Below are 7,908 nucleotides of genomic sequence, written 5' to 3' on the forward strand. Positions count from 1 at the left end.
GATGTGCGGCCGGTTGAGCCAATCATGGAGCATCGGCAGGTCGCGCTCGGTCATGAGGCGAAGAGTTATGGGGGGGGTGCTCGCGGCCTTGCGGCCCATGGCTCGCTGCTGTTCGGCAAAGCGGGCCTGTCGTATAGCGTTAGGGGTGGCCAGCAGGTTGCCGGTACGCTTGTCGTGTTGGTCTTTCATCTCAAACCCTCCATTAGAGCTAACAGTATACCACCAGTTAGCGCTAACGCAAGCATTACATACTTAAATCTGGCCCCCGACTGCGCTGCTTCTGGGTCTGCTTCGCCAGCTCGGCGCGGGCCTCCTGCACCTGCGGCAGCTCCATCACTTTCTGTACCGTGCGCTTGATGTAATCGGCCTCATGGCCTGCCTTGCGCTCCATGATCGCGGGGCTGGCCTCGGCCATGGCCTTGGCGATCTCGTCCGGCTCCCGGCCCTTGCTGGCCAGCTTCATAGCCGCAATGAAGTCGCACTTGCTGAGGTCGTCACCGAAGCGTTTGACCAACCCGGCCATTTCGCTGCGGTAGTCGTCCACGGCGCTGCGGCGATACCGGCGCACACTCCGCGGGGCGGTGATCTCGGCCAGTCGTGCCGTCCGTTCCTGTTGGCGCTTAATGCTGTCCAGCACCTGCCCGGCCTGCTGCATCAGCTCCGGCCCTGCGGTGGCGGTCTTGCCCTTGGATTCACGCAGCAGCACCCACGGCTGATAACCGGTGCGGGTGGTGTGCTTGTCCTTGCGGTTGGTGAAGCCCGCCAAGCGACCATAGTGGCGGCTGTCGGCGCTGGCCGGGTCGGCGTCGTACTCGCGGGCCAGCTTCCGGGCGATTACGCCCCTGTGACCTGCTGGGGCGTCCTGAGCCACTTTTACCCATGCCTGATAGTTCTTGGGGCTGGTCTCCACGATCAGCGCCGGCTCCCGGCCCTCGGCTTTCATGTCATCCAAGTCGAACTCACTGAGATCGTCCACCAGCACCAAACCATGCCGCTCCTGCTCGGCGGGCCTGATATACACGTCATTGCCCTGGGCATTCATCCGCTTGAGCCATGGCGTGTTCTGGAGCACTTCGGCGGCTGACCATTCCCGGTTCATCATCTTGCCGCTGGCGGCATCCCGTATGCCGATGTCGTACCGGTCGCAGCCCATGGCCTTGAGCTGCCGGGCGATGGCTTGCGCGGTGCGGTCACCCTTTACTTGAGCTTGAAAACCAGCCATATACCCCCCTGTTGTTCGATGATTTGCGGCTCCAGCCAAAGCCATGATGCGATCAGCAGCGCCAGAATAGGCGTCACGGAAGCGATCAAGACCCCGGCCCACAACTTCCATGTCCAGCCACGGGCGGCGCTCCGGGCGCTCTGCGCGGCGCTGCTCACCTCGGCGGCTACCTCCCGCAACTCCTTGGCCAGCTCCACCCATGCCGCCCCTGTCTGGCGTTGGGCTTTCAGCCACTCCGCTGCCTGCGCCTCGCTGGCCTGCTGAGTCTGGCTCATGACCTGCCGGGCCTCGTCGGCCAGTGTCGCCATGCTCTGGGCCAGCGGTTCGATCTGCTCCGCTAACTCGTTGATGCCTCTGGACTTCTTCACTCTGTCTATCGCGCTCATGCTCGATAACCTCCCGGTATTCTTGTAAGTCGATGATCTGGCCGTTGGCCGTGTCGATGGCTAGGGCGGTGTCGGCCCGCTCGGTGCGGATGCCCCGGCCCTCCATCTCCACCACGTTGGGGCCAAGATGGATGCCCGGCAGGCGCTCGATGCCCTGCGCCTCAAGTGTTCTATGGTCAATGCGGGCGTCGTGACCAGCCCGCTCTAATGCCCGGTTGGCATGGTCGGCCCATGCCTCGCGGGTCTGCTCAAGCCATGCCTTGGGCTTCAGGCTCTCGGACTTCTGCGCCCCGCCCCGCTCTGGCTGTTTGGCGTTGTACCGCTTGAACCACTGGTCAGCCGGGCGCTCGATACCGTCGTTCTTCCGCTCAGAGATCATCAAGTGGCAATGGGGGTTCTCACCTTTACCGGCATGAATGGCCAGCGTATACGGCAGGCGCTCGCCCTCGGTCAGATGCCGGGCGAATTCGTCCACCAGCTCCCGCTGCTGATCTAGGGTCAGTTCGACCGGCAGGGCAAACTCAACCTCTTTGAACAGCCGCCCATTGGCGCGTTCATACAGGTCGGCAGCATCCCAGTAGTCGGCGGGGCGCTCGGCCCACTCGGGCAGGTGGCCGGACTGAGTGTGCAGCACCTCGTCACGGTCGCGGGAGTAACGGCCCTCCCGCTGGATGTAATCGGCTTTCGCCTTGGCCGACTGGCCGCCGTTCCGGCTGCCGGTCTTGGCCGTAAGGTGATAGATGGCCATAGGGGTTTAGCTCCATGCAATGGCCCTCGGAGAGCGCACAGCCCCAAAGGGGTGCCCGCAGGGCAGTTTCTCGAAGAGAAACCGGTAAGTGCGCCCTCCCGTTAGAATGACGGTCGGGGTTTGCGGTGTCTGTGCTCCGATGATAGCATGATGGCAAGCACATAACCAAGGGGAATGTCAACATGGCAAAAGCAGCGGAACGGCTCGCCAAGCTGGAAGAGCAACGGGCACGGATCAACGCCAAGATCCAGCGGGTCAGGGCACGGGAGCAGCAGCAAAAGCGCAAGGAGGACACCCGGCGCAAGGTGCTGGTAGGCGCGTGGATACTCGGCAAAGTCGAAAGCGGCGAGTGGCCAGAACAGCGCTTGCTCGATGGGCTGGACAGCTACCTAGAGCGCGACCATGACCGGGCGCTGTTCGGACTGCCACCCAAGCAGGAATAGCAGCCACAGGAGCATGGCCAGCCGGAGCCGCAAGAGGGGCAAGGGTGAGCTTCTACCGGCTGACACCTGCCGAGATCGAAGCCCTGCAGCAAGAGATGCGAGAGGCGGGCGCGACCATCAAGGCGGAGATAGCCAAGCGCAAGGTGGCCAGCATGGCCCCTGCGGGGCTTCACACGCGCCCCCGCCCTGCGGGCAGGGGTAAAGGCCGCTAAAGCGGCTAAAGGCGTCTGCGGCTTCCTGTGGCGTCTGTGCATGGGGTTTGGGTTTGCGGGCCTTGGCCCGCCTTTTCCCTACCGCGGAGCGGTGGGGGCGGTGTGTAGCCTAGCGCAGCGGATAGATCAGTTATCCGGCCTCTGGCCGGGCATTTTGGGCAAGGGCAAACAGCGCCCCACTAGGGCGCTGTTAACCGCGCCTAGTGGATTATTCTTAGATAATCATGGATGGATTTTTTCAGCACCCCGCCAGCCCCCGCCCCTGCTGGGTTTGCAGGTTTGGGGGCGTGACAGTTAACGGGGGGGTTCGTGACAGTTAACGGGGGGGGGCGTGACAGTTAACGGGGGGGGCGTGACAGTTAACGGGGGGGGCGTGACAGTTATTGCAGGGGTCAGCCTGCCGCCTTGGGCCGTGCGATGTCGTACTTACCCGCCGCATACTCGTTCACCGTCCAGCCCAGCGCGATCAGCTCCGGCAGCGCCTCGCGCACCCGCTGGCGTCTCTTGCGCATGGCGGCCCCACTGGCCTCTGACGGCCAGACGTAGCCGCACAGGGTATCTATGGCCGCCTTGCCGGTCTTGCCGGGGTCGATCCAGCCACACAGCCGCTGGTGCAGCAGGCGGGCGGTTTCGCTGTCCAGCGCCCGCACCTCGTCCATGCTGATGCGCACATGCTGGCCGCCACCCATGACGGCCTGCGCGATCAAGGGGTTCAGGGCCACATACAGGCGCCCGTCTGCCTCGTCGCTGGCGTACTCGGCAAGCAGCCGGAAGCCCTGCCGCTTGCGGCCATTCTGGGCGATGATGGACACCTTCCAAAGCCGTTCAATGCAGTCCCTGATGGGCTTTGAGTCCTCGATATTGGCATAGCCTATTTCACGAGCCAGCGCCCGATAGCTACCCTTGACCACCATGGCGTCAGCGGTAACGGCTTCCCATTTGGGTTCCAGGAACAGCCGGAGCTGCTGCCCGCCGGGGGTCTCCGGTTCTGGCTCTAGCACCAGACCACTAGGCCCGGCCATGGCCACCAGCCCCTGCAGGATGCGCAAATCATCAGCGCCCAGCGGCTCCGGGCCGCTGAACTCGATCCGCTTGCCGTCGCCGTAGTCATACGTCACGTCCAGCTTGCCGCGCTTGCGCTCGCCCCGCTTGAGGGCACGGAACAGGCCGGGGGCCAGACAGTGCGCCGGGTCGTGCCGGACGTGGCTGAGGCTGTGTTTGTTCTTAGGCTTTGCCACGAGGCACCCCCTTGCTCTTGTGCTGCTTTTCCAGCACGGCGGGCTTGAGTACCCCGCCGTCATGCCGCCTGAACCAGCGGTCTTTGAACGGTGCCCCATAGTTGGCCTTGCTGACTCCAAAGCGGACGAAATAGGGCCGCTGCGTGTCGTCTACGCCCCATTCCTCGGCCTCACCGGTGGTCATGCCGGACAGGTACGATTGCCAGCGGATGTTATCCACCAGCACGGACGATCCCCGGCTGGCCTGCTGCTGGTCGCCTGCGCCCATCATGGCCGCGCCCTTGCTGGCATGGTGCAGGAACACGATAGAGCACCCGGTATCGGCGGCGATGGCCTCCATGCGGCCAATCACTTGCGCCATGGGGCCGCTGGCGTTCTCTTCCTCGATGTGGAACCGGCGCAAGGTATCCAGCACCATCAAGCGGCGTCCCTCAGCGGCTCGCTTGAGGCCGTCGAACCACTCCGGGGCCATGATGTTGGGTAGGCTGCCGATCAGCGGCTGGATTAGCAGACCGTCAGCCACGGCTTGCCGTTGCTCGTCGGTCAGGCGTTCCCCCAATGCGTGCAGGCGGTGATGTATGGCGGTGGGCGGGTCTTCGGCGGGCAGGTAGATCACCGGGCCGGTGCGCAACTCGCCCACGTCCAGCAGGTCGGGGCCGCCTGCGATCTGTGCGGCCAGTTGCAGGGCCAGCATGGACTTGCCGGCCCCACCGGGGGACACCAGCGCCCCCACGGTGCCGGCCACCATGTTGGGCAGTACGTAGTCAATCGGTGGCGGTAGCTCTGTGAAGCTCGCCAGAATGTCGATAGGCTTATGGGTAGCCATTGATTTGCCTCCTGTGTAGGCGGTTGGTGGTTAGGCGCTGGCGGGGTCACTACCCCCGCCCTGCGCCGCCCTGAGTTCTTCCAGATACAGCCGCAGCGCCTCGGCCTCTGCGTCTGTGGCCCATATCTTCCGGGCCTTGCGGCCCATGGCTCGCTGCTGCTCGGCAAAGCGGGCCTGTCGTATAGCGTTGGGGGTGGCCAGCAGGTTGCCGGTACGCTTGTCGTGTTGGTCTTTCATATTTCCTCCGCATTAGAGCTAACACCATAACAGGCATTAGCTCTAATGCAAGTGTTTTATCCTAATGTCGGCCCTCGGTACTGCTGTTTCTCGGCCTGCTTCGCCAGCTCGGCGCGGGCCTCCTGCACCTGCGGCAGCTCCATCACCTTCTGCACCGTACGCTTGATGTAATCGGCCTCATGGCCCGTCTTGCGCTCCATGATGGCGGGGCTGGCCTCGGCCATGGCCTTGGCGATCTCGTCCGGCTCCCGGCCCTTGCTGGCCAGCTTCATGGCCGCGATAAAGTCGCACTTGCTGAGGTCGTCACCGTACCGCTTGACCAGCCCGGCCATTTCGCTGCGGTAACACCTGAGTTAAGCCGCGCCGCGAAGCGGCGTCGGCTTGGACGAATTGTTAGGCCGCATATCGCGACCTGAAAGCGGCACGCAAGACCTCAACCTTTTCCGCCCCGAGTGAGGTGCATGCGAGCCTGTAGGACTCTATGTGCTTTGTAGGCCAGTCCACTGGTGGTACTTCATCGGCATAGTAAAAGTAATCCCAGATGATCGCCTCCCAGCTGTTACAACGGACTGGCCGCCCGGCGATGACGCCCTCAGCCGCCTCTGGGCACGAGCCCTGCGGAGCCTCCGCGATTTCATACGCTTCGTCTGCCCACCAAGCAGGTTCGCAGTCAAGTAACTCATCCCCGATCTCCGCTAAGAATCCATAGTCCAACTCCTCCATGACGCGCCCGCCGAGCATTTCAACTATTGCCTCGAGCTCGCCGCGCCTCTCGCCGGGAAACGTCAGATCAATATCATCGTGCTTGCGTGTTACACGCCCTAGCCGTGCATCGATCGCCCAGCCCCCACCGATCCAGAGCGGCAGATTTCGCTCATCTGCCGCAGCTAGAATTTTGTGTATCAATGTGACCTGCGTTGTGTCCATGCGGCCTAACGGTTTGGGCTATGGGCAGTGGCGGTTTGCGTGAGCCTTTCCTGTCAAACCGAGAAAACGCTCGGGCGGGCTACCGACTTTGCAAATTGCACTTCAACCCGCCATTGCCTATGAGCCAGTGTTAGCGGTAGTTTTTTATTTATTCAAATAGTAATCCCACGTTATTTTTGCAATGTCTGAAATAATCTTTTCATTAATTTCCGAAGTTTCTTTGGACTCTGCAACAAATACGCTTATAAAAATTAATTGTCCATTCGGTAAAGTAATTACCCCAACATCATTAGTGGCTGCTGCAATTCCATTATTTATTCCGGAAGTCCCTGTTTTATGAGCAACAATTGTATTCTTTGGTAATTGTCCTTTTAATCGGTTACTTCCTGTTGTTGTTTCTCTCATAATTTTCCAAATAAAATCATAACTTTTTTTAGAAAGTAATTGGTTCTTATTATTATAAGTATCTATTAACAGTTTGTTCATCGCTGTTGGGGTTGCCCAATTTTGATATTGGGTATTCCAATCCTTGTGCATTTGTTCTTCGTTTGCTTTGATTGAAATATCAGTGAAATGATTAGCATTCAAGAATTTTTGAACAGAATCAGTTCCTCCGATTAATTTTAGCAAAATATCACAACCAATATTGTCGCTCTCTGATACTGTATAATTTAGTATTTGTTCAATCGTCAAAGTTGTTCCATTAGGGAATTCCTCTTTAATCGGACTCCACATTTTAGGCAAAAGGTCTTGAGGGGTAATCTCTATTTTTTGTTCAAAAGAAAGATTCCCTTTATCTATCTCAGACAAAACGGCTAAAGCAATCGGAAATTTCATAACGCTTTGCATCGGGAAATGGAAGTCGTTATTAATCTTCAAAGTATCCTTCTCATTGCTGTTGAATATTGCTACTCCTATTCTGGCATTTTTTGCCTTTAAAACATTCTCAATTTTCAAAGTTAAGTTGTCAGTTTGAGCATTTGAATACGCAATTGTAAAAAATAAACTTAACAATACTAATAATATCCTTTTTACGATTTTCATATGTCTGTACTCCTATCTGGTTAAATTACCGCTAACACCTGAATTAAGCCGCGCCGCGAAGCGGCGTCGGCTTGAATGAGTTGTTAGGCAACACCGCGCTTTCTCTCGAAGGCTTGTCGTGTTTGAACCATGTAAACCGCCGGCCCGTCAGGCGTGGTGATGATCTTCTCCCGCACGAATCCTGCCTTCTCATAGCAGCGTATGGCTCGATGGTTGTTCGGAGTCGGGTCGGTCTGAATCTTCGTCACGGTGGGGTCCGAGAACAGTAGTTCAACGAGAGCGCGGACAAGCCTTGTTCCTAGGCCTTTGTTCAACTGTGTCGGGTCAGCCAGAGACTGGTCTATTCCTCGCACTCCTGGATCAGTTTCATCTTCCCACCAGCCATCACCGCTTCCGAGCGCGACGTACGACTGAGCATAGCCGATCGGTTCCTCGCCCAGCATTGCGATGTACGGTGTTACGGACTCTTCCGCCATCGCTCTGGGCAGGTAGTGTTCCAGCACTTCATCAAGAGTCGGTCGCTCTTCGTCACCACCCCACCACTCAACGATGTGCGGCCGGTTGAGCCAATCATGGAGCATCGGCAGGTCGCGCTCGGTCATGAGGCGAAGAGTTATGGGGGGGG

The 7,908-nt window shown here is 59.1% G+C and carries 10 protein-coding genes and 2 pseudogenes; 1 reads left to right on the forward strand and 11 read right to left on the reverse strand.

The annotated features are described in order from the left end of the window. The 4 genes and pseudogenes from R7Z50_RS23695 to R7Z50_RS23710 all read right to left on the reverse strand — a co-directional run. A pseudogene (locus R7Z50_RS23695) lies at positions 1-189 on the reverse strand (hypothetical protein); the annotation flags it as partial. 55 nt (positions 190-244) lie between these two features. Then, positions 245-1,267, reverse strand: coding sequence for a DNA-primase RepB domain-containing protein (locus R7Z50_RS23700; RefSeq protein WP_318057402.1), 1,023 nt, complete (start codon positions 1,265-1,267; stop codon positions 245-247). Continuing rightward, positions 1,198-1,608, reverse strand: coding sequence for an IncQ-type mobilization protein MobB (locus R7Z50_RS23705; protein ID WP_011117300.1), 411 nt, complete (start codon positions 1,606-1,608; stop codon positions 1,198-1,200). The genes R7Z50_RS23700 and R7Z50_RS23705 overlap by 70 nt, the downstream gene beginning before the upstream one ends. A 106-nt stretch (positions 1,609-1,714) precedes the next feature. Then, a pseudogene (locus tag R7Z50_RS23710) lies at positions 1,715-2,356 on the reverse strand (MobA/MobL family protein); the annotation flags it as partial. 182 nt (positions 2,357-2,538) lie between these two features. Here R7Z50_RS23710 and R7Z50_RS23715 point away from each other — a divergent pair. Beyond that, entirely contained in the window at positions 2,539-2,799 is a 261-nt protein-coding gene (locus R7Z50_RS23715; protein ID WP_169573164.1) for a mobilization protein, read from the forward strand. Between the two features lie 604 nt (positions 2,800-3,403). On the opposite strand, the gene repC is transcribed toward R7Z50_RS23715, so the two are convergent. The 7 genes from repC to R7Z50_RS23750 form a co-directional block, all read right to left on the reverse strand. Then, positions 3,404-4,249, reverse strand: a complete 846-nt coding sequence (repC, locus tag R7Z50_RS23720) for a replication protein C, IncQ-type (RefSeq protein ID WP_112928757.1) — start codon at positions 4,247-4,249, stop codon at positions 3,404-3,406. Continuing rightward, positions 4,236-5,075, reverse strand: coding sequence for a helicase RepA family protein (locus tag R7Z50_RS23725; protein WP_169573183.1), 840 nt, complete (start codon positions 5,073-5,075; stop codon positions 4,236-4,238). Before R7Z50_RS23725 ends, repC begins: the two co-directional genes overlap by 14 nt. Before the next feature lie 30 nt (positions 5,076-5,105). Beyond that, positions 5,106-5,312, reverse strand: a complete 207-nt coding sequence (urfF, locus tag R7Z50_RS23730) for a plasmid repression protein F (RefSeq protein WP_112928753.1) — start codon at positions 5,310-5,312, stop codon at positions 5,106-5,108. A 56-nt stretch (positions 5,313-5,368) separates the two neighbouring features. Then, positions 5,369-5,644: a hypothetical protein gene (locus R7Z50_RS23735; protein WP_318149288.1), complete on the reverse strand. Its 276-nt coding sequence runs from the start codon at positions 5,642-5,644 to the stop codon at positions 5,369-5,371. Positions 5,645-5,705: 61 nt separating this feature from the next. Then, positions 5,706-6,239, reverse strand: a complete 534-nt coding sequence (gene aadB, locus R7Z50_RS23740; protein WP_000381802.1) for an aminoglycoside nucleotidyltransferase ANT(2'')-Ia — start codon at positions 6,237-6,239, stop codon at positions 5,706-5,708. A 144-nt stretch (positions 6,240-6,383) separates the two neighbouring features. Further along, on the reverse strand, positions 6,384-7,283 hold the full coding sequence (locus R7Z50_RS23745) for an extended-spectrum class A beta-lactamase VEB-18 (RefSeq protein WP_065825678.1): 900 nt from the start codon (positions 7,281-7,283) through the stop codon (positions 6,384-6,386). An 83-nt stretch (positions 7,284-7,366) separates the two neighbouring features. Further along, the gene (locus R7Z50_RS23750) at positions 7,367-7,900 is read right to left on the reverse strand and encodes an AacA4 family aminoglycoside N(6')-acetyltransferase (protein ID WP_256829340.1); all 534 of its coding nucleotides are present in this window, start codon (positions 7,898-7,900) and stop codon (positions 7,367-7,369) included. Positions 7,901-7,908 lie beyond the last annotated feature (8 nt).

This window comes from Vibrio sp. 1249-1 (genome assembly GCF_033340495.1).